Source organism: Micromonospora sp. RB23 (genome assembly GCF_053585025.1).
This window is the reverse complement of sequence record NZ_CM132111.1, coordinates 2,396,387-2,420,487: the sequence shown is the minus strand read 5'-3', so window position 1 is coordinate 2,420,487 and position 24,101 is coordinate 2,396,387. Positions and strand designations below refer to the sequence as shown.

The following is a 24,101-nucleotide window of genomic DNA, read 5'->3' as shown; positions in this document are numbered from 1 at the left end:
GTCCGGCCCACACACGCCACGTTCGATGTCCGAGCTCCTGGATTGCAGTGTGCCACGCGCGTACCGACCCGCATCCACAGCAGCGGGCCGCTCACACGTGACTGCGACCTTAACGTCGCGGGACGGCGAGGTATCACCCGGGTATCGGACGCCATTGCGGACACCACGTCCCACCGACGCCGCGTCCGTCACCGGTTGACCTGGCGGCGCCCCGCCCCCGCACCAGCACGGCACGGCGGCCCGGACGCGGAGAGCGTCCGGGCCGTTACTGACCGTGGGATCAGTTCAGCCGCCGGTGGTCGGCGTCGCGCCGGAGGTGGTGCGGTAGCAGTACATCCCGCCGGGGGACTTGCGTGAGGCGAACCGCTCCAGCCCCAGATAGCGGGCGGCGTCGGCGACGGTGGTGTTGGTCTTCCACACACAGACCACGCTGACTCCGACCCGATGCAGGGCGCCGTCCACCTCGTAGATCGAGACCGGCTCGCCGTCGGCGAACCTCGCCAGCAGCAGTCGGTCCTGGGAGAACTCCGTCTCCGAGCCGTAGTCGGTGAGGTAGAGGTCCCGGGGCAGCACCACGCGGACCTTGGTGGTGACCTGCGGAAGCGCGCGCATGATGGTCGACGGGGCGAGCACCAGCCCCTCGGGCCGGTCCAGCCGCTCGATCCAGAAGGAGACGTTCTTGCGGGTCTCCGGCATCCGCCAGGTCGGCTTCGTCTGCACCAGGTGGTCGGTCCACATCGGCTTGCCCTGCGTCCAGAAGGCGACGACCAGCAGGACCGGCAGCGCGAAGGCCAGCACCCGGTTCACCCGCGCGAGGCCCGGCAGGCGGATGACCGCCAGGACACCGACGAGCGCTGGGACGGGCAGGATCCACGGGACGCGCCACAGCACCGCCGTCAGCCCGCTCAGGTCACCGCCGAGCTTCAACAGGCCGGGCACCATCAGGACGGTCACCGCCAACGCGGCGCCGGCGGCGAGCTGCTGCGGCGCCCCACGACGCAGCAGCAGCGGCGACCACCACACCGCCAGCCCACCGATGACGCCGAGCAGGCCGAGCCACAGCGTCAACTCGTAGATGGTCCGCAGCGGCAGCAACGGGGTGTACGTCGCGATGGTCTCATCGACACCGCCGCGCAGGACCTGGACGAGCACCCCGGACAGCAGTGGATAGAGCGAGGCGGCCGCGAAGCACAGCACGGCGTCGCGGACGCGCCTGGTGGCGACCAGCACCACGCCGGCCGCCGCCGCGAGCAGGGGCAGCAGGATGACCGCGGTGGTGGTGTAGCCGACGCTGGCCACCGAGAGCAGCGTGAGCAGTACCAGCGCACGGCGCGACCGGTGCTCCAGGTAGTCGGTGAGGTACACCCACGCCAGGGGGATCAGGGCGTGCACGAAGACGCTCTTGCCCTGGGTCAGCCGGGGCAGGTGGTACGTGTTCAGGGCGTCGGCGTAGTACGCGACGAGAAGGATGTAGGACACCGCCACGCCGAACACGACAAGCGGTCGCCGTGGCGCCCAGCGGTGCACGAGTCGCCAGAGCGCGAGGACCGCGAAGACGGCCAGTACCGGCAGCAGCAGGTACCAGGTCGCGGACGCCGCGTGGATGTGCAGGAACCGGGCCAGCGCCCCGATGAACACCTCGAAGGACGGCAGCGGCGGGTTCGCCGAGCCGCCCGGCAGGACGCCTTCGGTGAACAGGAAGTCGCGGAACGGGATCTGGTCACGCTCGGCCACCCAGACGGACTTGCCGACGTAGAAGACGTCGTCGAGCGACACCCGACCGATGAGGGTGGCGAAGTACGCGGCGGCCAGTGCGACGGCGAGGACGACGTACGCCTGCGCCGGCGTGGTCCGGGTCTGGCTGGCCGCCGGCACCGGGCCGGCGGTGGCCGGGGCACCACGGCCGCCCAGGGCCAGCCAGGCCGACACGACCGAGACCAGGCCGAGCACGGCGGCCAGCCACCAACTCAGCGTCCCCGTGCCGACGGCGGCGAACAACGCCGCGGCGAGCGCGGTGCCGACCGGCAGGGCGTAGCGACGCAGCAGGGAGGCGCGGTCGACGCTTGGCGCCTCGACCGGGGCGGCCGCCGTCTCGTCGTCGTCGCGCGGCGTCACCGCGTCCCGCCGGCGGAACCGCCACGCCACGTACGCGGCGACCGGCAGCAGCACGATCCAGGCGAGGAAGATGACCGAGGGACGCAGGTCGAGGCCGAGGTTGAGGTGGTAGAGCAGCGTCCAGATGGCGAACCCGACCACCGCGGCGTCGGTGAACACGACGGGTGTGGCGGCCACCGCGGCGTTGAGCCGGCTGATCAGGCCGCGATCGCGTCCGGGCCGGCTGGCGCCCTCCACCCGAGTACCCGTACCACCGGTTGTCTTGCGGTCGGTTGGCGCTGGTGCCACGACAGCGTCTTCGACTTTCGTCACGGGGCTTCCTTGTCGTCCGGCGGCGGATGTGGGGGCGAAAAGTGGACGTCGGCTCGGTGACGGCCGGGTGTCAAGGGGGCAGCCTAGCGGAGGCGGACGGGCGCCCAGGTCCCCGTCGTGGCTGGTGTCGCGGGGCCGGTCAGCCGGACACCGGCGTCGCCCGCGGCAGGGGGACGACGCCCGTCGCGCCGAGTCCGGCGGCCACGGACTCGACCAGGTTGTCCAGGTAGCTGTCGGTGAGCGGCTGCCGGGCGATGGCGAGCCGCCAGTAGAGCGGGCCGACGATCAGGTCCACGGCGGCGTCCGGATCGGTGTCGGCGGGCAGTTCGCCACGCTGCACGGCGCGGGCGATCAGGCGACCGCCGATCTCCTGCTGGCGGGCGCGCAGCACCTGTCGCAGAGTCTCGTCGATGGCCGGGTTGCGGGCCGCCTCGGCCAGCAGGTCGGGGATGATCTGCGACGCCAGGGGGTGGCGCAGCGCGTGCGCGACGGCCTGGAACAGCAGCGCGAGGTCGCCGCGCAGGGTGCCGGTGTCCAGCACCGGCAGCTTGCCGTGCGCGGCGGCGGCGACGATCTCCACCACCAGGTCGAGCTTCGAGTTCCATCGGCGGTAGACGGCCGTCTTGCTGACGCCGGCCCGTCGCGCCACCGCCTCGATGGAGAGCCGGCCGTAGCCGACCGCCGCCAGCTCCTGCATGAGGGCGCGCCGGATGGCCGTGGTGATCTCGTCGCGCAGCACCGCCGCGCCGGCCGGTACGCGCCTCTTCTCGGTCGTCACCGAGGACTCTTCTCGCAGGTCACGCCCGCTAGAGTAGCGCAACGACGGTACGGTTGCGTCCCGACGTGTTTCGGACTACTGTCCACGCAGCGACGAGGCGGCGTCCCGCGCACATCTCCCACTAGGATTCCATCGTCGCGAGCAACCCGTCTGCACGAAAGATCGGAGTGCCATTTCCATGGCCACCACCGCGCTGGTCGACCCTGACACGGGCCTGACCCAGGCGCAGCTGGCCGCTCGGCACGGGCTACGGGTCGCCGGTGAGCGACCCACCCTCGTCGAGTACAGCCGCCGACTCTGGGCCTACCGGCACTTCATCGCCGCGTACGCCAACGCCAAGCTGGTCGCGTCCTACAGCAACGCCAAGCTGGGCCAGCTCTGGCAGGTGCTCACCCCGCTGACCAACGCCGCGGTCTACTACCTGATCTTCGGGGTGGTGCTGGCACAGAACAGCATCCCGAACTTCATCGCGTACCTGACCACCGGGTTGTTCATCTTCAACTTCACCCAGAGCGCGGTCCTGGCCGGCACCCAGTCGATTAGCAGCAACCTCGGGCTGATCCGGGCGCTGCACTTCCCCCGGGCCAGCCTGCCGCTGTCCACCACCGTGACCCAGTTCCAGCAGCTGCTGGCGTCGATGGTGGTGCTGGTCGGCATCGTGCTGGTCACCGGTGAGTCGATCACCTGGGACTGGTTGCTGCTGGTGCCGGCGCTGCTGTTGCAGGCGGTCTTCAACGCGGGCGTGGTGCTGCTGGTCGCCCGGCTGGGTTCCAAGGCGAGCGACCTCAAGCAGGTCATGCCGTTCGTCATGCGTACCTGGATGTACGGCTCCGGCGTCCTCTACAGCGTCAGCCTCTTCGAGCGGCTGCCCGGCTGGGCGACGACGCTGGTCCAGTTCAACCCGCTGCTGGTCTACATCGAGCTGGCCCGGTACGCGCTGCTCGAGCGGCCGCCACTGCTCAACGAGTCGCTGACCCAGCTCTGGCTGGTCGCGGCCGGCTGGGCGCTGGTGGCCGGCATCGGTGGCTACATCTACTTCTGGCGCGGCGAACAGGAGTACGGCCGTGGTTGATTCCCTGCGGGCCGCCGACGAGGCGACCGTCTCCCTGCCGGTGCTGACGCCCGAGCGGATCCCCACCGTGGTGGTGGACGACGCGCACATCATCTACCGGGTCCACCAGGGCGCCACCGGTGGCACCACGCCCGTGGCGGCGCTGCGCCGGCTGGTCAAGCGCACCAACGCGCCGAACGTGCGGGAGGTGCACGCCGTCAAGGGCGTGTCGTTCACCGCGTACCGGGGCGAGGCGATCGGGCTGATCGGCAGCAACGGCTCGGGCAAGTCCACCATCCTGCGGGCCATCGCCGGCCTGCTGCCGGTCAACCGGGGCGCGATCCACACCCAGGGGCAGCCGTCGCTGCTCGGGGTGAACGCGGCGCTGCTCAACGACCTCTCCGGTGAGCGCAACGTCGTGCTGGGGTGCCTCGCGATGGGCATGCATCCCGACGAGGTCGCCAAGCAGGCCGCGGGGATCATCGACTTCTCCGGCATCAACGAGCGGGGCGACTTCGCGAGCCTGCCGATGCGCACGTACTCCTCGGGCATGGCGGCCCGGCTGCGGTTCTCCATCGCCGCCGCCAAGAAGCACGACGTGCTGCTCATCGACGAGGCGCTCGCCACCGGCGACAAGGGCTTCCGCAAGCGCAGCGAGCAGCGCGTCCGCGAACTGCGCGAGGGCGCCGGCACGGTCTTCCTGGTCAGCCACCAGCTCTCCTCCGTGCGCGACACCTGCGAACGGACGATCTGGCTGGAATCGGGCCTCATCCGGATGGACGGCCCCACCGACGAGGTCATCCGCGCGTACGAGGCGTGGGCGAACAGCAAGTAGAGTGCCGGCCAACCCCCGGCATCGACACGGCAACCAGGACCGCGTCGCCCGCGTTGGGGCGGCGCGGTCCGCGCGTTAAGGTTCATTCCGTCGCCGCTCGGGCGGAACTTTCCGTTAACGCAACCCTGAGAGTGAGGATCCGGCAATGACGCAGGACCAGACCACTGGCCCGGACGCCGCAACGGAGACCCCCGCACCGTGGCGGCCCTCGCGGACAGTGGCCGTGGTGCTGGCCGGCGGCACCGGGACCCGGCTGGGCCTCGGCATCCCCAAGCAGCTCCTCAAGATCGCCGGTAAGCCGATCATCGAGCACACGCTGACGGTCTTCGAGGCCGCCCCGGAGATCGACGAGATCATCGTGTTGATGGCGAGCGGTCACGTCGAGGATGCCCGGCAGATCGTCGAGAAGGCCGGCCTGCGCAAGGTCACCAAGGTGATCGAGGGCGGCGACACCCGCAACGCGACCACCCGGATCGCGCTCGACGCCGTCGGCCCGGCCGACTGCAACATCCTCTTCCACGACGCCGTCCGCCCGCTGCTCAGCGGCCGGATCGTCCGCGAGTGCGTGAACGCGCTGTGGACCTACGACGCCGTCGACGTGGCCATCCCCTCCGCCGACACGATCATCCAGGTGGACGAGAACGACTGCATCACCGACATCCCGGTGCGCTCCCGGCTGCGCCGGGGACAGACCCCGCAGGCGTTCCGCTCCCCCACGATCCGCGAGGCGTACCGGATCGCCGAGGACGACCCCGACTTCGCCGCCACCGACGACTGCGGCGTGGTGCTGCGGTACCTGCCGGGCACGCCGATCAAGGTGATCGACGGCTCGGACGAGAACATCAAGGTCACCCACCCGGTCGACGTGCACCTGGCGGACAAGCTCTTCCAGCTCGCGGCGGCGCAGGCGCCCCGGCTGACCGACCACCGCAGCTACACCGAGGAGCTGACCGGCCGGACGATCGTGGTGTTCGGCGGCAGCTACGGGATCGGCCACGAGCTGACCGAGCTGGCACGGCGCTACGGCGCGCAGGTCTTCCCGTTCAGCCGCTCCACCACCGGCACCCACGTCGAGCGCGCCGAGGACGTCGAGGCCGCGCTGACGACCGCCTTCGAGGCCACCGGCCGGATCGACCACGTGGTCGTCACCGCCGGAATCCTGGAGCGGGGCGCCCTGGCCGAGATGGACGAGGAGACGATGGACCGCGTGTTGCAGGTCAACTTCGTCGGCCCGGTGACCATCGCCCGGCAGGCCCTTCCGTACCTGCAGCAGACCAAGGGTCAGCTCCTGCTCTACACCTCCAGCTCGTACACCCGGGGTCGGGCCCGCTACGCCCTCTACTCGTCCACCAAGGCCGCCCTGGTCAACCTGACCCAGGCGCTCGCCGACGAGTGGGCCGACGTCGGCGTACGGGTCAACTGCATCAACCCGGAGCGGACGGCCACCCCGATGCGCACGCGGGCCTTCGGCGAGGAGCCGGAGAACACCCTGCTGGCCGCGGAGGCCGTCGCCCAGTCCTCGCTCGACGTGTTGATCTCCGACCTGACCGGTCAGGTCATCGACGTACGCCGGGCGCCCGGTGACGGCCCGTCCGTGCCGACGCAGGCCGTCCCGGACCGGTCCGAGACGCCGGCCGCGGCAGCCACGAACTGACGCCGACGGCACCGCGACACCGAGGGCGGCGAACGGAGCGACATGCGTGGTGACCTGGTTCGTAAGGTGGCCGCCCGGTGCCTGAGCACCGGGCTCGCCGTGCTGGCCTTCGTCGTGCTGGCCCTCACCGGCGCTACGGGGTGGGGCCTCGCGCTGGCCGTCGCCGCGTTGCTGGCGGCGGCCGCCGAGCAGCGGATCCGACCGGGCGCCGACCTGGTGGCCGAGACCGCCCTGATCGCCGCGGCGGTCCTGGTCGGCTACTCCCGTCGGCTCGACGACGGGTTCGACCCGGCGCTTGCCGCGACGGCGCTGGTCCTGCTGGGGCTGGTGCTGCTGGTGGGGCCGTTGCGGACCGCGGGCAACCTGGAGATCCGGGCGGCCAACCTGCCGGTACGCGCCTGGACCCCGCTGATCGCCGAGCGACTCGGCGTCGCCCTGCTGGGGCTGCTCGCGGTGGTGGCGCTCGCCGCCGCGCTGACCCTGCCGGCCGCCGTGGCACTCGCCGCCAGCCTGCTGGTGGCCGCCGGCGCCGGGGCGGTCGCGCTCGACCTGGCCCGGCGACGGTTCCGTCCGACCGCCGGCGGTGGGCAGGTCGCCCGCGCGCTGCGCCGGCACGAGCCGGAGTTCCTGCTCTACTTCTCCGCGCCGCCCGGCTCCGAGTACCAGGTCACGATGTGGCTGCCGTACCTCGAACGGATCGGCCGGCCCTTCCTGGTGCTGGTCCGTGAGCCGGAGTTCCTCGCGCCGATCGCCGCGGCCACCGACGCGCCGGTGGTCTACTGCCCCACCCTGCGCGCGATGGACGAGGCGCTGGTGCCGAGCCTGCGGGTGGCCTTCTACGTCAACCACGGGGCGAAGAACAGTCACTGCATCCGGTTCACCCAGCTCACCCACGTCCAACTGCACCACGGCGACAGCGACAAGGCGCCCAGCGCCAACCCGGTCTCGGGCATCTTCGACCGGATCTTCGTGGCCGGGCCGGCCGCGATCGACAGGTACGCCCGCGCCGGGGTGCGGATCCCGGCGGAGAAGTTCGTCGTGGTGGGCCGCCCCCAGGTCGAGTCGATCGAGGTACGGCAGGAGCCGACGCGGGGCCTCGCGCACCCGACGGTGCTCTACACCCCGACCTGGACCGGGCACCACGCCGACGCCGACTACTGCTCGCTGCCGGTGGCCGAGCAGCTGCTGCGGCGGCTGCTGGATCGCGGCGCGACGGTGATCCTGCGGGCGCACCCGTACACGACGCAGAACCCCGCGTCGGCGCGCCAGCTGGGCCGGCTCACCGAACTGTTGACCGCCGACCGTGCCCGCACCGGCCGGCAGCACGTGTTCGGCGCGGCGGCCCGGGAGCTGAGCCTGACCGAGTGCGTCAACCGCTCGGACGCGCTGATCTCCGACGTCTCCGGCGTAATCTCCGACTACCTCTACTCCGGGAAGCCGTACGCGCTCACCGACATGGGCGACGAGGGCGACCGGTTCGCCGAACGTTTCCCGCTGGCCGGGTCCGGCTACGTGCTGCGGCGCGACATGTCCAACGTGGACGCCGTACTCACGGCCCTGCTGGACACCGACCCGCTGGCCGACGCGCGCTGGGTCACCCGCCGCCGCTACCTGGGCGACTTCCCCGCCGAGTCGTACGCCGAGGGGTTCCTGGCCGCCGCCCGCCGGGAGCTGACGTCGGCCCGGGAACTACCGGTGCCCGAACCTGCCTGACCGATCAGCGGTACGGGTCCAGCAGCTCCAGCACGGCAGCGGGATCCTCCAGATGCGCGTTGTGCCCGAGGCCGGGCAACGTGGCGACCGGTACGCCGTACTCCTTGAGCTGCGCGTCCGTGACCATCGGGTCGTGCTCACCGCGGGCCAGCACCACCGGCACGTCGGTGGACGCGAGCAGCGCGGCCAGGTCGGGCGCACCGACGGCGAACGCGGCATTGTCCATCGCGAGCCGCCACCGACCGTCTACCTGACGCAGACCGGCGTCGACCATCGGATGGTCCGGGAGGACCAGACCGGTGAGGCCGGCGACCTTCAGGTACCGACGGGCAGCCTCGGTGCGGCTGGTGAACCAGCCCACCGGCCGGGCGGCCAGTTCCGCGGCACGGGCCAGCTCGGCGGGTGACCACACGGCCTTGATGCCCAGCCCCACCACCGCGTCCACCGGCAGCCCGGCGGCGCGGGCCGCCAGCGCCAGGCCGACCACGCCACCGAGCGAGTGGCCGAGCACGACGATGCGGTCGTCGGAGGCCAGGCCCTGCGCGACCCGCTGGGCGAAACCCTCGAAGGAGTACGACGACAGCGGCGCCGACCAGCCGTGACCGGCGAGATCGGGCGCCAGCCACCGACCGGGCCAGTGTTGCTCCAGAAGGGGCGCCCAGGGCAGCCACACGTCACCCGTCGCCCCCATGCCGTGCAGCAGCAACAGGATCGGCTCACGGCCGGCGTGACCACCCGGTTCATCCACCACGGCCGCAGTCTCCCACGGTTCGCGCCCCGGTACGAGAGCCGCTCACCGGCGTCGCGCGTCGACACGGGGAACGCCACGGGCGCCGGCCCCTCGTGGGAGACGGCGCCCGTGGCGTCGTGGGATGTCGCGCCTCGGTCAGGCGGAGTAACCCCGGGTGGCGATCCAGTTGGCCAGGTCGATCGTGGTGACCCAGTAGGCCGGGTCGGCGGCGTTCGCCGAGTCGGCGATCCGCACGGTACGGCCGTTGTCCTTGTAGCCGACGACGGCGATGTAGTGCCCGCCGCCGTAGGAGTGCCAGCCGCCGTTGGTGTCGGTGGCGTCGCCGACGACGTTGGCCACGACGCCGCGACCGTCGGTGATGGCCTTGACGACGTCCGCCTGCAGGCGGTCGATCTGGGCGGAGCTGGGCGTGCCGGCGAACATCCGGGTGCGGTACGGGGAGCCCTTCACCTCGGCGTTGAGCACCCGGGTGGTGTCCTCGGCCGAGTTGGTGCCCATCTCGGTGGTGCCCAGCTCGGCGCCGAGCTCCTCCTGCGTACGGTCGATGCCGGTGGCGCTGAGCGCGTTGCGGGTGGCCGCCGGGCCGCAGTTGTAGTAGGTGTTCTGCGCCTCGTAGTCGTAGTCGAGGACCTTCGTGGCCGGCGGCTTGGGCGGCGTCGGCTTCCGGGTCAGGTCCGGGTTGCTCGTGGCCTTCGCGGCGGGGGACGCGGCGCTGGTGGCCGGGGCGGCGGTGCTCGGCGCGGCGCTCGCCGACGGGGCCGCGGACCGGAGTTCGCCACGGGAGGCGACGGTGTCACTGCGCATCTCGGCGACCGTGGTCGGGGTGCGCTGGCCGGCGGGGGCGTCGTCGGCGCCGGCGACCAGGGCGCCGGTGGCGGTGGCGATCGCGAGAGCCGCGGCGGAAGCGGCGACGATCTGGTACGGACGCTCGGTCGCGAGGCGACGGAGCTGGCGTTGCAGGGTGTGCTTCACGAGGTCCTCCACGGTTCACAGGGAGAGCGGCACACCGGGCTCGACCGGCATTCGGGCAGGCGTCAGCGCGCGGGCGGTGGCCCGCGGATGATGAGCCGCTCAGGGGAGCGCCCGGCGCGGCCGGGCGGGAAGGGCGGTGACCCGGGGGTCAGCTCACCGTCACGAGGTGGGTGAGCGGGGACACCGCGTCGCCGTGGAGGCGAAGGAACAAAGAGGGGGTCGAGGGGTGCTGCACGAGGATGGAACTCCTTCCGTCACCGCCTACCGGGTTAGCTGACGGATTCGGGCGGGAAGATCGCCCTACCGCGGGCCGTGGCTCGCGGATTCACCCCGGACTTTCTGTGGGTCCCCGGTTCGTTGATCACGATTGAGCGGGTCGGCGCGGCGTCGCCTCCTGCGATCGGTTACCGCACCGGACGGGACGACAGTACTGGTCGCCACGCACTCTGCCAAGCCGTGCCGACCTGCGTAAACATGGCTTGGCCCCGCAATTTCTGCGCGTTTTGCCGCTGACGTGACTCGATGGCACAACCGGTTCCGCCGGCACCTGCGGTCCACAACCGGACAGGCCGCCGGTAACGCCGCCACAATCGCGGGCGCAATGGCCGCCGATGATGCCCGTCGCCCGATTTCCCCGGCCGGTGACCCGCCTCACATAACGGATCGGGCTCAACCGGCCCGGGCGGGACGCCAGCGCGCCACGACAGCCGTACGCGACGCCCGGGACGCCGTGCGCCGTGACGGCACCGGGGTCGGCCGCGACCGGAGCGCCGCCGCGTACGCCTCCTCGGCGAGGGCGCGCGCCGACTCCGCGGCCATCTCCGCGTCCCGCCAGGCCGACCGCTCCCGCTCGACGGCCGTCCGGTGCTCGGCCAGCCTCGCGTCACGGATCGCCCGGATGAGCAGCACCTCCTGCTCGACCGGGTGCCGGCGGGGGTTCCAGCCGCGCCGGCGCCCGAACACGTCGCCGAGCTGAGCCATGGTCAACTCCCCCCGCCAGTGTGCCGCCATGGCGGCACGGTGCAGATAGCGCTCCCGGGCCGCGTACTCGGCGGGGGTGTGCGGGGTACGAGGTGTCGGCAGCGCCCCGGCGGTGGCGACCCGGCGGGCCGCGGTGTCCGCCGCGTCGTACGCCGTCCAGGCCCGCTGCGCCTCGTCCTGAGCGGCCAGCCAGTCAGCGCGGCGGCGTCGGGCGGTACGCGCCGCCCGGAGCGCGGCCACGGCCACCTCCTCGGCGTATCGCCGCAGGTCGGCGATCTCGGCGGCGGCCGTCTCGCGGGCGGTGGGTGCCGGCGGCGTGGGGTCGGCCCCGGGCGAGTCCCGCTCCGGGCGGGCCACCAGGACGGCGAGGACCGTCAGCGCCAGCAGGAACAGGGCCGACCAGATGGCGGCGGCCTGGGGCACCTCGGTCAGGAATTCATAGAAGACGACGGTTTCCATGGTCGGCACCTCGGCATGAGCACGTCAGCGATTAAATGCCGCACGGGCGGGTGCGGGCGGTGTGTCGTCAGGTGCGGTGACGGGGGCGCTCGGCCTGGCGACGCTGCCGGTGGTGGAGGGCTCGGCGCGCCATAATCCGGCGCTCGCGGGACGGCGTGCCGCCCCGGGTGACCGACTCGCTAGGCGGGCGGCGCGCGGGAGGCCCGGCTGGCCGAGCCGGCGGCTTGGAGTGGCCGCTCCGATCCCGTGCACGCCGAGGTCACGCCCGCCGGTGGGCGGGGCAGCGCGTCCGGACCACGGTGCAGGGCGGGCTGCGGGTCGACCGACCGCGCCGACGGGGCGTCGGCGCGGACCTTCGCGGCGGGGTCCTCGGCGGCCCTCTCGGGAGCGCCCCGGCCGGTGACGGCGCGGTCGGCGAGGACTGTGGTGAGGGCCGCGGTTGACGGTGCGAGCGGCTCCGCGAGGGCGAACGACCCGATGGTGGACGGCGAGGCCGGAGCAGCCGACGCCGGAGCGGCCGACGCCGGAGCAGCCGACGCCGGAGCCGCGCCGAGGGCGAGAGCGAGCACGGCGAGGCTGGTCAGCACCCGTGTCGCCCAGCGCGCCACCCACCACAGGGGACAGGTGAGCGCGACCGGGTGCACGTCCCCCACGCTACCGTCGTGGCCTGCCGGGACGCATCGGCGAGGGGCGTGTCGACCCGCGCCGCGCCGACCCCGGCCGACCAGGGTGGACAAGGTGGCGGGAGTCAGCGCTGGTAGGTGCCACCGTGCCCGCCAAGATCGTGCTCGATCATTGATGTAGTGGCCTCAGTCGGCTGACGAGACCACTACAACGAGGATCGAGCGCGATCTTGCGCGGCTGGACGGGCGGGGCCGCCCGGCACGTCGGCGTCACCACCGCCGGCCTCCGGAGTGCGCTGGCGGGGAACGAGCGGCGGACGGCCCGGGCGACGTGGCGCGAGCCGGCGCATCATCGGGGTCTCGACCCAGCGGTGCAGCAACCCGGCGAGCACCAGGTTCACGAGCAGGAATCCGAGCACCGCCGCCGGGCCCCTCCACCCCCGGAAGCCGGTCCCCCAGTCGCCGCTGAGCCGGAGCACGCTCGTCATCACCAGAACGTGCACCAGGTAGAAGGCGAAGGAGACCTCACCGAGCCAGACCAGTGGGCGCGAGCGCCACGGTGAGCGCCGGTCCCGCACGTCGGCGTCGGCGGCGGCGGTGATGACCAACAGGTACGCGACGGCGAGCAGGGTGGTCCACAACTCGGCGCGGATCCACTGGGCGGCGGCCACCCAGGTGCCCACGAAGATCGCGGTGGCGGCGGTCAGTCCCGGCCCGCGCCACAGGCCCCGGAGCATCAGCTCGGCCGCCACCGCGCCCAGCCAGAACTCCAGGGACCGCACCGGCGGGAAGATCTGGGTGAACCACCAGCGGCTCGCCTCCGGCACCAGGTGCTGGGCCGGCCAGAGCGCGAGGATCAGCAGCGGCAGCGCGACGACGAGGGCCCAGAGCACGGCGGGTCGCGCCCGGCGCAGCAGGGGCAGCGCCAGCGGCAGGCAGAGGTAGAAGAAGAACTCGCAGGACAGCGACCAGCTCACGGTGTTGACGCTGTAGAACCAGCCGAGCCGGGGGTCCCATGCCTGCAACAGCAGCAGGTTCTCCACGGCGACGGCCGGCAGGACGGGATCGGCGAACCACCAGGCGACCAGCAGCGCGGCGGCCCACAGCACCACGTGGTTCGGGTAGATCTTCGCGACCCGTCGACGCCAGAAGGTCAGCCGCGAGCCTCCCGGGCGGGCCGACCAGACCAGCACGAAGCCGCTGAGGATGAAGAAGAACTGCACCCCGGACAGGCCGAGCGTGAAGAGGGCGTCGACGACGGCCTTGTAGTCGGGCTCGGCGATGATCCGCATCGTCCCGGCGTGGAACCCGAAGACCAGCAGCGCGGCGATCCACCGCAGCCCGGTCAGCGACGGAAGCCGGGCGGGTGCGGGCGGCGCGGCCGGCGCGTCGGTGGTGCTCGTCATGCCGGGGTCCCGACGCTTCGCAGGGTCACCAGCACGTACGCCTCCTCCTCGGCCCGCGGCGTCGGACGGCGCGACGGCGACGCCCGCGACGGCCCGGCAGGACCGCACCGAGGCACCTTACCGGGTCACTCAGGGGTGAACCGGGCGGCCGTTGTTAACCTCCCGCTTCGCGGGTGTTCAGGGATTCCACCATCGGCGGCCACGCGTGGTTCCGGGGCCGGCCATCCGCGTCGTCAAAGGTGGCGACGTGGTCAATGAGCCGACGCACGCGCCGCTGCTGAGCATCGTCGTGCCCGTCTACGGCGTAGAGGCTTACCTGTACCAGTGCCTCGAGTCGATTCGGGCGGACATCCCAGTGGGCGAGTCGGAGGCGGTCGAGCTGATCGCCGTGAACGACGCCTCCCCGGACGGCTGCGGCGCGATGCTGCGGTCCTACGCCGCCGGGCGCGACGGCGTGCGCGTCGTACACCTGGAAAAGAACGTGGGTCTGGGCCTGGCCCGCAACGCGGGCCTCGACGTGGCGACCGGCCGGTACGTCTGGTTCGTCGACAGCGACGACTGGCTGCCGCCGGGCACGCTCGCGGCGGTGCTGGACCGGCTGCGTGAACACCAGCCCGACGTGCTGATGCTGGACCACCTGCGGGTGCACGAGGACGGCCGGCGGGAGGTCGACGCCAGCAGCCACCTGCTGCGCGGGGTGCCGGGCGTGGCCCGCCTGGCCGACCAGCCGCAACTGCTGCGGGTGCAGCACACCGCGTGGAACAAGGTGGTACGCCGGGCCTTCCTGGACGAGTTGGAGCTGCGCTTCTTCCCGGGCTGGTACGAGGACATCCCGTTCAGCCACCCGCTGCTGATCGGCGCGGAGAAGATCTCGGTGCTGGACCGGGTCTGCTACCTGTACCGGCAGGGTCGGCAGGGCGCGATCACCTCCACCCGCAGCGGCCGGCACTTCGACGCGTTCGGGCAGTACGAGCGGCTGATGGACTGGGTCGCCCGCCGGCACCCGGACGAGGGCCTGCGCGCCGAGCTGTTCGAGCTGATGATCAGCCACTACCTGGTGGTGGTCGGCAACGACGACCGGCTGCATCCGCACCTGCGACGCGCCTTCTTCCACCGGGTCGCCGAGCACTACCGCCGGTACCTGCCCGCCGGGGGCTACCCGATGCCGGCGGGCGCCAACGGGCTCAAGCACCGCCTGGTGGGGCGCGGTGACTGGTTGGCGTACTCGGCCCTGCGGCAGGCGCACCGGGTCACGGGCCGGTGGCGACGGCCCCGGCCGGCCGGTGGCGCCGACTCGGCGTCGGCCGACGACCCCTCCCGACCGGCGGTGTCGGCGGACGGGGCGGGCGGCGCGCACACCGCCGGCCGACCGGAACGCTCGGACGCGCTGGCCGGCGGCCGCCTGCCGTGACCCGCCGGGGCGCACCGCACGCCGGGAGCCGGCATCGGGCCATTTCAGGTCGTCCGCCCGTCGGGGGACGACGACAGCACCACCGCACGTCGGTGCGGGCGTAGGGAACAGAGGTCGGAATGACGGCGACAATCAAGATCGGACCGCACGCGGTCGGTGCCGGGGAGCGACCCTTCGTGGTCGCCGAGATGTCCGGTAACCACAACGGCGACCTGGACCGGGCGCTGTCCATCGTGGACGCGGTCGCCGAGAGCGGCGCGCACGCGCTCAAGTTGCAGACGTACCGGCCGGACACGATCACGATCGACGTCGACACCCCGGCGTTCCGCATCTCCGGCGGCCACGAGCTGTGGGGCGGGGAGAACCTGTACCGCCTCTACGAACGGGCACACACCCCGTACGAGTGGCACGCCCCGATCTTCGCCCGGGCCCGCGAGCGTGGGCTGACGGTCTTCTCGTCACCGTTCGACGCGACCGCCGTGGAACTGCTGGAGTCGCTGGACGCGCCGGCGTACAAGATCGCGTCGTCGGAGCTGGTGGACCTGCCGCTGATCCGGTTGGTGGCCAGCACCGGCAAGCCGATGGTGATCTCGACCGGGATGGCGACGGTGGCCGAGATCGACGCCGCCGTGCGGACCGCCCGTGACGGTGGCGCGGCGGGCATCGTCCTGCTGGCCTGCACCGCGTCCTACCCGGCGCCGCCCGCCGACAGCAACCTGCGCCGACTGCCCGTGCTGGCCGGCGCGTTCGACGTGCCGGTGGGGCTCTCCGACCACACGCCCGGCATCGGCGTGGCGGTCGCCTCGGTGGCTCTCGGCGCCTGCTTCATCGAGAAGCACGTGACCCTCGACCGGGCCGACGGCGGCGTGGACTCGGACTTCTCGCTGAACCCGGCCGAGCTGACGGCGCTCGTCGAGGAGTCGGGCCGCGCCTACGCGGCGCTGGGCGGCACCGCGATCGGCCCGACGCCCGCGGAGCGGGAGGGGCTGCGGTTCCGCCGATCGCTGTTCGTGGTCGAGGACGTCCGGGCCGGCGACCCGGTGACGGCGCGGAACGTCCGGTCGATCCGCCCGGCCGGTGGCCTGGCCCCGGTCGAGATCGACAAGGTGCTGGGCCGCGCCTTCACCACCGACGTCCCCCGCGGCACCCCGCTGAGCTGGGACCTGATCTGACCGCCGTGTCGCCGGCCCGGGTCGGCTCATCGCTCTGCGGCTGAGTCGCGCGGGCCGGCGGCACCGGCGAGCCGGTTGGCAGTGCCCGGTGCGCCCCCCTGTCGAGCTGCCCGGAAATGGGGCGGCGTGCCATCGGTGCCGCCCCATTCGTGGGGCGGTTCTACAGGCAACGCCGACACCAAGCGTGCCCCACCCGTCAGGCGCGGCCGATCGGCCCGGGAGCGAAGCCGACGGTGACCACCAGGCCGGCGACCCGCAGGGTGCGCCAGAGGATGGCGCCGCCCGCCGGAGTGGTCAGCCCGTGCCGGCGCCACCAGGTCGCGATCGGCACCTCGACCAACTTGCAGCAACACTCCGCCCGGGTCCACCGGGCCCAGAAGTCACCAGCGCCGAAGCGCCGGGCCAGCGCCGGGGGCACCGGGGCATCGGCACGCTCGGCGTCGACGGCCACTCGCCAACCCGGCACCGGCGGGCCGTACCAGCCGACGCAGCGTCCGTCGTCGAGGTGACTGCGGGTCGTCGCCGCGGCCAACTCGGCGGGCGTTCCGATCCGCAGGTGCCGTTCGGCGGCGGCGAGCAGTCCCGGCACCGGGCGTACCGCGCCGGGCAACGGTGGCGGGGCGTCCGGGCCGGCGTCGACCAGCCCGGACGCCGCCGGCCGGAGATCAGATGGAGGCGGCACCGTCCACCACGATGACCTGGCCGTTGATGTTGGTGTGCTCGCGCAGCAGCATCCGCACCACCGGTACGACCTCTTCCGGCTCGGTCAGGTGGCCGGTCGGGGTACGGCGCACGATCTGGTCCAGCTGCGTCGGGCCGAGCACGGCGGACATCTCCGAGGCGAAGAAGCCGGGCGCGACCGCGTTGACCAGCATCCGGCCGCCAAGCTCCCGGGCGAGCGAGCGGGTGGCGGCGTCCATGCCGCCCTTGGTGGCCGAGTACGCGACCAGGCCGGGGAAGCCGCGCTGCGCGCAGATCGAGGTGATGTTGACGACCCGGCCGCGCAACCCCTTGGCGAGCATCCGACGGATCACCAGCCGGGTCAGTTGCAACGGCGCGGTCAGGTTGGTCTCGATGATCCGGGCGATGTCGTCGGTGGCGGTGTGCACGTGCAGGGAGTCCTGCCCGACGGCGGCGTTGTTGACGATGCCGTCGATCGGGCCGAGACGCTGCTCCACCGCTCGGACGAAGCCCTGCGCGGCACGCAGATCGGTCACGTCGACCGAACCGACGTGCACCCGGTCGGGGTGCTCGGCGGCGAGCTTCTCCAACTCCGGGGTGACGGTACGGGCGAACGCGGCCACCCGTACGCCCGCGTCGAGCAGGTCGGTGACGATGGCCAGGCCCAGCCCTCGGGAACCGCCGGAGACGAGGACCACGGAGCTGGGGGGTACGAGCTTGGTGTCGGCGGGGTCAGACATCGCTCTTCAGGGTCTCCTTGACGGGAATCTCGGTCAGCACACGGATCCGACGGGGCACGGCGTGCTCGGCCAGCCGGTCGGCGCACCAGCGGACCAGCGCGGCCTCGTCGGGCAGCGGGGCGTCGGCGTGCTCGGCGGGTGCGAGGACCACATCGGCGACGACCATCCGGCCGAGCACCGGGGCGCGGCGGCCGGTGACGCGGGCCCACGCCACGCCGGGATGCTGGGTCAGTACGCCCCGGACCACCCCGGCGGAGACCTTGCTCCCACCCACGTTGATCTCGTCGGAGTCCAACCGGCCCGTGATCAGCACCCGCCCGTCGACCACCTGCACCCGGTCCCCGGTGCGGACCGGGCCGGACAGTCCGACCCCGTGGTACGGGGAGGTGACGACCAGCTCGTCGTCGCGTACGGAGAGGGTGGGTCGCCCCGGAGCCGGCCGGTCCAGCCACTCGACGGGGAATCCGGCCCGCCCGTCGTGCACCACGATGGACGCGCCCACCTCCGAGGACGCGTAGATCCAGGAGATGCGCGCGGCGGGAAAGACGTCGCGTAGCTGGTCCAGGATCGCCTGGTCCACCGGCTCACCACCGAGGGTGATCTGCCGCAGCGGCACCCGGGCCAGCGCGGCGGCGTCCCGGTAGAGGGTACGCCGCCAGAACGTCGGCGTGCCGGACGCGGCGTCGACCCCGTGCGCGGCGGCGACCACCGGCCAGTCGTCCAACTCGTCCGGCTCGACCACCACCAGGTGCTGACCCGGCTGGGTCAGCGACAGGGTCACCACCTGCCACCAGGCGTACGTGCCGGGGGCGTAGGGGCACAGCCAGGTCCGCTCCGGCTGGTCGGCCCGCACGGTGGTCAACGTGTCGAGGGTGTGCCCGACCCGCTTGGGACGGCCCGTCGAGCCGGACGTCAGCAGCCACAGCCGGCCGGGTTCGGCGGCGCGCGGTCGGTCGGGCGCGCTGAGGTGCGCGCCGTCGTCGTCGAGGAGCGTCACGGTGAACCCGGCCTCGCCCAGTTCCGCGCGCATCGTCGCGTCCACCCGGCTCGCGGTGCTGAGCAGCAACTCGGTGCCGTGCACGGCGTGCTGCCGCGCGGCGGCGAGCGCGTGCCGGGCGGAGCCCGCCAGCACCACCGCGGGATCGGGCAGCTCCGGCGACGGCAGCGTCCGCCAGGTGAGCGGGGCGCCGCCCACGACGAGCCGGTTGTCGACGCCGGCCGGTTCGGGGCCCGCCGTGGCCGGGTGGGGCGTCGCGACGGTCACTGCTGCTGGAGCTCGACGAGGAAATCGAGGACGTCGCCGACGGTGGCGATGCGACGCAGGCCGGGAGCGTCGAAGTTGAGCTCCTCCCCCGTCTCGTCCTCCACGCGCAGGGCCAGCTCGGAGAAGTCCAGCGAGCGGAAACCGATCTCCCGCAGCTGCGCCGCGTCGTCGGCGGGCAACTCCTTGTCCTGGTTCTTGAGGACCTGCGCCATGAGGTCGCGGATCTGCGCGCGACTCAATTCGTTCATGCGCCGGAGTCTACAACCCAACGAATGGATAACTGCTTGCCCGGTGGGCCCGGGTAAGGTGCCGGGACCGGTTGTTTTCAGACAGGAAAGCGGGAGCACGTGCTACGCGAAGCGACGACGGGCGACGTTCATCTGATGTTGTCCTGGCGTAATCAGGAAACCAACCGTCAGGTCAGCAAGACCAGCCACGAAATCACCGCCGAGGAGCACGCCCGGTGGTGGTCGGCGGTGCGCGACGACCCGACGCGACGGATCCTGACGTACGTCCACGACGACCGGCCCTGCGGCGTCGTCACCTTCTTCGACCTGCGGCTGGACGGTCCGCGTACCGGGGCGTGGGGCTTCTACCTGGACGCGGACGGGCTGGCCGGCCGGGGCGAGACGCTGCCGGCGTGGCTCGGGATCATGCGGGAGGCGGTGGAGTACGCCTTCGACGGACTGCACCTGACGCGGCTCGACGGCGAGGTGCTCGCGCACAACACCGCCGTGCGGCAGATGAACCGGCGTTTTCGATTCGTCGAGGGCACGCCACGACAGGAAGTGTCCGACGGGCGGGAAATCACCGTCATTCCGATTTCCCTGGCGCGCGAGGATCGTCGCCAGCGCTGATTACCGCCACTATTTTGCACGCTGGCCGATAAGCATTAACCCGGTGGACATCCGCCGTTCACGCAATTGCGGCGTCCACCGGGCGGAACGAATATCGGCTCAGGCGCGTCGCCAGGCCGCCCAGTGCTGCCGCTCGTTGCCGCCGAGCCGGACGAAGCCGTACCGCGCGCCGTCCCAGTCGTCCGGTTGACCGGGCGCCCAGCGGGCGAAGACCACCTGCGCGGCGGCGGGTGGCTGCTCGCGGAACCACCGCACGTCGGTCCAGGTCACCTGGTGGCTCAGGTTGAACCGCAGGATGTAGTGCACGCCGGTGGAGGCCCAGACCCGTTCGCCGGGGCGTACGCCGACGTCGGCGACCCGAGGGGTCGGCGCGGTGCTCTCCGCCATCGGCCGCACCAGCCGCTGGTCGATCACCTGCATGGTGAGGAGGTTGGCGACGGCCAGGACGCCGAGCACCGGCAGCCGTAGCCGGGGTACGCGGACCGCGGCCACCAGCAGCACGCACGCGCCGATGCCGACCAGCGACCCGAGCACCGGACGCATCTCGCGCCAACCGTTGGTCAACGCCATCAGGTCCGGCGCGCCGAAGCCGCCGTAGCGCAGCGAGTGCCCCCGGCTGGCCACGTACGCGAGGCGGCCGGCGACCAGCGCGCCGCCGGCGACCAGCAGGCCCACCGCGACCGCCGCCCGGCGCAGCACCACCCGACGCTCCTCGGTGAGCAGCACCCCGAGTCCGACCAGCAGCCAGAACGGGGCGAGCATCTGCACGTAGCGGCCGTAGATCGCGTCCAACGGCTTGCCGGTGATGCCGGCCAGGATCACCGACGCGCCGCTGGCGACCCCGACACTCACGACCAGCGCCACACCCATCGTCCAGCGGGTGGCGTCACCCCGGCGGGGACGCCACAGCTCCTTGACGGCGGCGGCCCAGGCGACCCCGGCCATCCCGAACGTGATCACCACGAGGTACCAGAGCTGGGTCGCGACGGCCGCCCCGACACGGACCACCCCCTGGCCGGAGGCGACCGCCGCGACGACGCCACCGCCGGGGGTGCTGCCCAGCAGGTAGACCTTGTCCCCGAGGAAGCGGATGCCGGCCTCGTTGACCAGGGCCAGGGCCAGCACCGGCAGCAGCGCCGCGAGCACCGCGACGGGGGTGATCCGACGGCGGACGAACAGCAGCAGGACCAGGCCGGCGTGCACGGCCACGATCACCAGGCCGCGCGAGTGCAGCAGGTGGAACGCCCCCACCAGGAGGCCGACGGTGGCCGCGGCGAGCGGGCCGGGGCGCTCGATCCACCGGTGTACGGCCAGCAGCCAGGCGACGACGAGCGGCGCCATCACCGTGTCGATCATGGCGACGCCGGCGTAGAACGCGGTGGCCGGAAGCGTGGCCGCCACCACCGCGGCGAGCAGCGCCGACGCGCGGGGCAGCCGGAGCACCCGCCGGCCGAGGAGGTACGCCAGCGGCAGCAGCGTCGAGTTGACCATCGCGTTGATCAGCTGGACGAGGCGGTAGCTGTCGGCGAAGTCGTGGTGGCCGAGGAACGCGGGCGAGATCAGCACGGGGTATCCGACCCGACGTAGCAGGTCGTTCTCGCTGCTGAACCCGCCCGGACCACCGGCGAGGGCGCGGGCGGTGTTCAGATAGCTGTCCTCGTCGGTGTGGGCGATGGGCAGCGCGATGTGCCGCGACAGCCACATGCGCCAGGCGACGCTCAGCACCCAACCGACGAACAGCAGCAGCGGCACCAGCCACCGGCGTGCGGGTGTCGCGGACGATGTCTCGGCCGGGACCGCCGGCCGTTCGATCACGTCGCTGCCGGTTGCCATCAACGCCTCCTGAACTGCCGGCCGGGACCGGCCGCTGGGCACGCCGGTCCGGCCGGTGACGCTCGGGGATGATCCGCTCCCACCGAGGCGGTGCGGATGTCGGGTGAACGCGAGAACCCACCGGGCGCGGGTGCGCCGGGTCGCTCGCGCGGCCACTGTAGCGGCCGGATGTCCCCTGGTCAGTCCGCTTCGGGGACGGTCGGAAGTGTTCGCCTGCGCGGTGCCCGCCATTCACGACGGCAGGGGAAGCGGTTAACCCGCGAGCGCCGGTGCGTTAACCCGCCGCCGTTAGCGTCTCACCCCGGTCGGCCGGCCGAGGGCCGCCGGTTCATCCACGATCACGGGAGCACCAAATTGAGTGAGTTGAATGGATCGTCCATTCTGATCACCGGGGGAACAGGTTCCTTCGGCAGGACCTTCCTCGGGCACATCCTCACCGAGGCCGACCCCGCCCGGGTGGTGGTCTTCTCCCGCGACGAACTCAAGCAGTACGAGTTGCGCCAGCAGCTCGGCGACGACCCGCGCCTGCGCTGGTTCATCGGCGACATCCGGGACCGGCACCGCCTCACGCGCGCGATGCACGGCGTGGACCACGTGGTGCACGCCGCTGCCCTGAAGCAGGTGGACACCGCGGAGTACAACCCGTCGGAGTTCATCGCCACCAACATCACCGGCTCCCAGCACGTGGTCGACGCCGCGATCGAGGCCGGCGTCAAGAAGGTCATCGCGCTCTCGACCGACAAGGCGTCCAGCCCGATCAACCTGTACGGCGCCACCAAACTGGTCGGCGACAAGCTGTTCGTCTCGGCCAACCACTACGCCGCGCACCACCCGACCCGGTTCGCCGTCGTGCGTTACGGCAATGTGGTCGGCAGCCGTGGTTCGGTCGTGCCGCTGTTCCACCGACTGGCCGCCGAGGGTAAGAGCCTGCCGATCACCGACAAGCGGATGACCCGCTTCTGGATCACCCTTGAGCAGGCCGTGCAGTTCGTCATGGACTCGTTCGACCAGATGCAGGGTGGCGAGCTGTTCGTGCCACGGATTCCCAGCATGCGCATCCTCGACCTGGTCGAGGCCGTCGCCCCCGACGCCACCACCCACGAGATCGGCATCCGGCCCGGCGAGAAGCTGCACGAGGAGATGATCGCCCCGGACGACAGCCGGCGAACGCTGCGCGCCACCGACCGTTACATCGTCCAGCCGACCATCGCCGGCTGGGGCTACCAGCCGCCGGTCGACTGCGAGCCCGTGCCGGACGGCTTCGCCTACCAGTCGGACACCAACGACGAGTGGCTCACCGTCGAGCAGCTACGCGAGATGCTCGGCCTGACCGCATGACAGCGATGCTCCCGTACGGGCGGCAGTCGATCTCCGAGGACGACATCGCGGCCGTCGCCGACGTGCTGCGCGGCGACTGGCTCACCACCGGGCCGCAGGTCGACGCGTTCGAGGCCGACCTCGCGCGGTGGACCGGCGGGGCACAGGTCGCGGCGGTCTCCAACGGCACGGCGGCGCTGCACGTCGCGTACGCGGCAGCCGGGGTCGGGCCGGGCGACGAGGTGGTGGTGCCGCCGATGACGTTCGTGGCGACCGCCAGCAGCGCCGTCGCGCTCGGCGCGACGATCGTGTTCGCCGACGTCGAGGACGAGACGTTCTGCCTGGACCCGGCCGCCGCCGCGGCGGCGGTCACCTCGCGTACCACAGTGGTTTCCGCTGTCGACTACGCCGGCCACCCCGCCGACTACGACGCGTTGCGCGCGTCGCTGGCCGGCAGCGACGCGTTGCTGCTCGCCGACGCGGCACACTCGATCGGGGGGACGTACCGCGGTCGCCCGGTGGGTTCGCTCGCCGACCTGACCACGTTCTCGTTCTTCCCCACGAAGAACATGACCACCGCCGAGGGGGGCGCGGTCGCCGCGCTCGACCCGGAGATCCTGAAGCGGGCCCGGCGGTTCCGTGGCGTCGGCATGGTCCGCGAGCGCGACGACCTGCGCCACCCGGACGAGGGCGGCTGGCACCAGGAGGTGCACGAGTTCGGGCTGAACTACCGCCTCCCGGACGTGCTCTGCGCCCTGGGCCGCAGTCAACTGCGCCGGCTCGCCGCCTTCACCGCCCGCCGGGCCGCGCTTGTGGCCCGCTACGACGAGGCGCTGGCCGACCTGGACGGCGTACGGCTGCCGGTCCGCAAGCCCTGGGCCGACCCGGCCTGGCACCTCTACCCGATCCGGGTGCTCGACGGCCGCCGCCGTGAGGTGTACGACCGGATGCGCGCCGCCGGGATCGGCGTACAGGTCAACTACCTCCCCGTGCACTGGCACCCCGCCTTCGCCGATCTGGGTTACCGGCGCGGGTCGTGCCCGGTGGCCGAGTCGTTCTACGCACAGCAGCTCTCGCTGCCCCTGTACCCCGGACTCAGCGACGCCGACCAGGACCGCGTCATCGACGCGCTGACCGCGATCCTGCGGGGCAGCTCGGTGCGTTCCGCCGCCTGAT

Annotated in this window: 21 protein-coding genes and 1 riboswitch; of the genes, 9 read left to right on the top strand and 12 right to left on the bottom strand. The window is 72.3% G+C overall.

Annotation, left to right across the window (positions count from 1 at the left end):
- Positions 1 to 285 precede the first annotated feature (285 nt).
- Complete coding sequence (locus tag ACTFTM_RS11100; protein WP_449565713.1) at positions 286 to 2,427, bottom strand: DUF6077 domain-containing protein; 2,142 nt, start codon at positions 2,425 to 2,427, stop codon at positions 286 to 288.
- A gap of 139 nt (positions 2,428 to 2,566) precedes the next feature.
- Positions 2,567 to 3,166, bottom strand: a complete 600-nt coding sequence (locus tag ACTFTM_RS11095) for a TetR/AcrR family transcriptional regulator (RefSeq protein WP_449566605.1) — start codon at positions 3,164 to 3,166, stop codon at positions 2,567 to 2,569.
- 217 nt (positions 3,167 to 3,383) lie between these two features.
- Between ACTFTM_RS11095 and ACTFTM_RS11090 the strand changes: the two genes are divergently transcribed.
- The 4 genes from ACTFTM_RS11090 to ACTFTM_RS11075 all read left to right on the top strand — a co-directional run bounded on the left by ACTFTM_RS11090 (position 3,384) and on the right by ACTFTM_RS11075 (position 8,458).
- Positions 3,384 to 4,277, top strand: coding sequence for an ABC transporter permease (locus tag ACTFTM_RS11090; RefSeq protein WP_449565712.1), 894 nt, complete (start codon positions 3,384 to 3,386; stop codon positions 4,275 to 4,277).
- Positions 4,278 to 4,281: 4 nt separating this feature from the next.
- Positions 4,282 to 5,091, top strand: a complete 810-nt coding sequence (locus ACTFTM_RS11085; protein ID WP_449566604.1) for an ABC transporter ATP-binding protein — start codon at positions 4,282 to 4,284, stop codon at positions 5,089 to 5,091.
- A 145-nt stretch (positions 5,092 to 5,236) separates the two neighbouring features.
- Positions 5,237 to 6,745, top strand: coding sequence for a D-ribitol-5-phosphate cytidylyltransferase (locus tag ACTFTM_RS11080; RefSeq protein ID WP_449565711.1), 1,509 nt, complete (start codon positions 5,237 to 5,239; stop codon positions 6,743 to 6,745).
- 42 nt (positions 6,746 to 6,787) lie between these two features.
- Positions 6,788 to 8,458 (top strand): CDP-glycerol glycerophosphotransferase family protein, encoded by a 1,671-nt coding sequence (locus tag ACTFTM_RS11075; RefSeq protein ID WP_449565710.1) that lies wholly within the window; start codon positions 6,788 to 6,790, stop codon positions 8,456 to 8,458.
- A 4-nt stretch (positions 8,459 to 8,462) separates the two neighbouring features.
- On the opposite strand, the gene ACTFTM_RS11070 is transcribed toward ACTFTM_RS11075, so the two are convergent.
- The 5 genes from ACTFTM_RS11070 to ACTFTM_RS11050 form a co-directional block, all read right to left on the bottom strand.
- Complete coding sequence (locus ACTFTM_RS11070; protein WP_449565709.1) at positions 8,463 to 9,209, bottom strand: alpha/beta fold hydrolase; 747 nt, start codon at positions 9,207 to 9,209, stop codon at positions 8,463 to 8,465.
- Positions 9,210 to 9,344: 135 nt separating this feature from the next.
- On the bottom strand, positions 9,345 to 10,193 hold the full coding sequence (locus tag ACTFTM_RS11065; RefSeq protein WP_449565708.1) for a C39 family peptidase: 849 nt from the start codon (positions 10,191 to 10,193) through the stop codon (positions 9,345 to 9,347).
- A gap of 231 nt (positions 10,194 to 10,424) precedes the next feature.
- Positions 10,425 to 10,565, bottom strand: a riboswitch (cyclic di-AMP (ydaO/yuaA leader).
- Positions 10,566 to 10,850: 285 nt separating this feature from the next.
- On the bottom strand, positions 10,851 to 11,621 hold the full coding sequence (locus tag ACTFTM_RS11060; protein ID WP_449565707.1) for a hypothetical protein: 771 nt from the start codon (positions 11,619 to 11,621) through the stop codon (positions 10,851 to 10,853).
- A gap of 179 nt (positions 11,622 to 11,800) precedes the next feature.
- Positions 11,801 to 12,265, bottom strand: coding sequence for a hypothetical protein (locus ACTFTM_RS11055; RefSeq protein ID WP_449565706.1), 465 nt, complete (start codon positions 12,263 to 12,265; stop codon positions 11,801 to 11,803).
- A 185-nt stretch (positions 12,266 to 12,450) separates the two neighbouring features.
- The gene (locus tag ACTFTM_RS11050; RefSeq protein ID WP_449565705.1) at positions 12,451 to 13,650 is read right to left on the bottom strand and encodes an acyltransferase family protein; all 1,200 of its coding nucleotides are present in this window, start codon (positions 13,648 to 13,650) and stop codon (positions 12,451 to 12,453) included.
- Positions 13,651 to 13,897: 247 nt separating this feature from the next.
- Here ACTFTM_RS11050 and ACTFTM_RS11045 point away from each other — a divergent pair, with 247 nt between their 5' ends.
- Complete coding sequence (locus tag ACTFTM_RS11045) at positions 13,898 to 15,061, top strand: glycosyltransferase family 2 protein (protein ID WP_449565704.1); 1,164 nt, start codon at positions 13,898 to 13,900, stop codon at positions 15,059 to 15,061.
- A gap of 119 nt (positions 15,062 to 15,180) precedes the next feature.
- Positions 15,181 to 16,233 (top strand): pseudaminic acid synthase, encoded by a 1,053-nt coding sequence (gene pseI, locus ACTFTM_RS11040; protein ID WP_449565703.1) that lies wholly within the window; start codon positions 15,181 to 15,183, stop codon positions 16,231 to 16,233.
- Positions 16,234 to 16,429: 196 nt separating this feature from the next.
- Here the strand turns inward: pseI and ACTFTM_RS11035 are convergent, their stop codons facing one another.
- From ACTFTM_RS11035 to ACTFTM_RS11020, 4 genes are read right to left on the bottom strand one after another with little or no spacing between them, the layout of a single operon-like run.
- A complete protein-coding gene (locus tag ACTFTM_RS11035; RefSeq protein WP_449565702.1) occupies positions 16,430 to 16,915 on the bottom strand; it encodes a hypothetical protein in 486 nt (161 codons plus the stop codon).
- Positions 16,899 to 17,654, bottom strand: a complete 756-nt coding sequence (locus ACTFTM_RS11030; protein WP_449565701.1) for an SDR family NAD(P)-dependent oxidoreductase — start codon at positions 17,652 to 17,654, stop codon at positions 16,899 to 16,901. The genes ACTFTM_RS11035 and ACTFTM_RS11030 overlap by 17 nt, the downstream gene beginning before the upstream one ends.
- Positions 17,647 to 18,918 (bottom strand): AMP-binding protein, encoded by a 1,272-nt coding sequence (locus ACTFTM_RS11025; protein ID WP_449565700.1) that lies wholly within the window; start codon positions 18,916 to 18,918, stop codon positions 17,647 to 17,649. Before ACTFTM_RS11025 ends, ACTFTM_RS11030 begins: the two co-directional genes overlap by 8 nt.
- Positions 18,915 to 19,166, bottom strand: coding sequence for an acyl carrier protein (locus ACTFTM_RS11020; RefSeq protein ID WP_109818347.1), 252 nt, complete (start codon positions 19,164 to 19,166; stop codon positions 18,915 to 18,917). Before ACTFTM_RS11020 ends, ACTFTM_RS11025 begins: the two co-directional genes overlap by 4 nt.
- Positions 19,167 to 19,265: 99 nt before the next feature.
- Here ACTFTM_RS11020 and ACTFTM_RS11015 point away from each other — a divergent pair, with 99 nt between their 5' ends.
- Positions 19,266 to 19,775, top strand: coding sequence for a GNAT family N-acetyltransferase (locus tag ACTFTM_RS11015; protein ID WP_449565699.1), 510 nt, complete (start codon positions 19,266 to 19,268; stop codon positions 19,773 to 19,775).
- A 99-nt stretch (positions 19,776 to 19,874) separates the two neighbouring features.
- Here the strand turns inward: ACTFTM_RS11015 and ACTFTM_RS11010 are convergent, their stop codons facing one another.
- On the bottom strand, positions 19,875 to 21,608 hold the full coding sequence (locus ACTFTM_RS11010; RefSeq protein WP_449565698.1) for a hypothetical protein: 1,734 nt from the start codon (positions 21,606 to 21,608) through the stop codon (positions 19,875 to 19,877).
- Positions 21,609 to 21,962: 354 nt separating this feature from the next.
- Between ACTFTM_RS11010 and pseB the strand changes: the two genes are divergently transcribed.
- On the top strand, positions 21,963 to 22,946 hold the full coding sequence (gene pseB / locus ACTFTM_RS11005; protein WP_449565697.1) for a UDP-N-acetylglucosamine 4,6-dehydratase (inverting): 984 nt from the start codon (positions 21,963 to 21,965) through the stop codon (positions 22,944 to 22,946).
- A complete protein-coding gene (locus tag ACTFTM_RS11000; RefSeq protein ID WP_449565696.1) occupies positions 22,943 to 24,100 on the top strand; it encodes a DegT/DnrJ/EryC1/StrS family aminotransferase in 1,158 nt (385 codons plus the stop codon). The genes pseB and ACTFTM_RS11000 overlap by 4 nt, the downstream gene beginning before the upstream one ends.
- The last annotated feature ends 1 nt before the right edge of the window (position 24,101 follow it).

Bases quoted from the DNA above. Each gene is read 5' to 3' on its own strand.
- ACTFTM_RS11090 (WP_449565712.1), top strand. From the start codon at position 3,384: ATGGCCACCACCGCGCTGGTCGACCCTGACACGGGCCTGACCCAGGCG.
- ACTFTM_RS11080 (WP_449565711.1), top strand. From the start codon at position 5,237: ATGACGCAGGACCAGACCACTGGCCCGGACGCCGCAACGGAGACCCCC.
- ACTFTM_RS11075 (WP_449565710.1), top strand. From the start codon at position 6,788: ATGCGTGGTGACCTGGTTCGTAAGGTGGCCGCCCGGTGCCTGAGCACC.
- ACTFTM_RS11060 (WP_449565707.1), bottom strand. From the start codon at position 11,621: ATGGAAACCGTCGTCTTCTATGAATTCCTGACCGAGGTGCCCCAGGCC.
- ACTFTM_RS11050 (WP_449565705.1), bottom strand. From the start codon at position 13,650: ATGACGAGCACCACCGACGCGCCGGCCGCGCCGCCCGCACCCGCCCGG.
- pseI (WP_449565703.1), top strand. From the start codon at position 15,181: ATGACGGCGACAATCAAGATCGGACCGCACGCGGTCGGTGCCGGGGAG.
- ACTFTM_RS11030 (WP_449565701.1), bottom strand. From the start codon at position 17,654: ATGTCTGACCCCGCCGACACCAAGCTCGTACCCCCCAGCTCCGTGGTC.
- ACTFTM_RS11020 (WP_109818347.1), bottom strand. From the start codon at position 19,166: ATGAACGAATTGAGTCGCGCGCAGATCCGCGACCTCATGGCGCAGGTC.
- ACTFTM_RS11010 (WP_449565698.1), bottom strand. From the start codon at position 21,608: ATGGCAACCGGCAGCGACGTGATCGAACGGCCGGCGGTCCCGGCCGAG.
- ACTFTM_RS11000 (WP_449565696.1), top strand. From the start codon at position 22,943: ATGACAGCGATGCTCCCGTACGGGCGGCAGTCGATCTCCGAGGACGAC.